The organism is Psychrobacter sp. TB55-MNA-CIBAN-0194 (assembly GCF_040309505.1).
In the GTDB taxonomy this organism is placed as follows: Bacteria; Pseudomonadota; Gammaproteobacteria; order Pseudomonadales; family Moraxellaceae; genus Psychrobacter; species Psychrobacter fozii.
Genome location: NZ_JBEOOW010000056.1, coordinates 1 through 377 on the forward strand (window position 1 = coordinate 1; position 377 = coordinate 377).

Consider the following 377-nt stretch of genomic DNA (forward strand, 5'->3'; position numbering starts at 1 on the left):
GGGTTTAATGCTGCGGGTGTTTTAAAGAATGCCACATCTTTATCTTTGTTTTTTGCCCATTTTTCCATGTGTGGATTAAGGACATTACAATGCGGGCAACCATACCAAAAAAACTCACGCACAATGATAGCATCACCGCTGATTTTTTCTGGATTATCTAACACACGATAGTCTTTTCCTGCGACATAATTGGCAGCTTGTGCACCAATATTGGCAAATCCAATAGCGCAAGCCAAACCAGTTAATGCGATGATACGTTTCATACTTATTCCTTGAAATAACGACATTCAGAAGTTTGCTTTAATAGTTATAGCTTTGATAGTCATATAAATACCAAAGCAAATAAGCAATGACAAAGTCAATAGACGACGATAGGT

The 377-nt window shown here is 37.4% G+C and carries 1 pseudogene; it reads right to left on the reverse strand.

The annotated features are described in order from the left end of the window. Window positions 1–263: pseudogene (locus AAEY75_RS14225) on the reverse strand (thiol:disulfide interchange protein DsbA/DsbL); the annotation flags it as partial. Window positions 264–377: the final 114 nt, after the last annotated feature.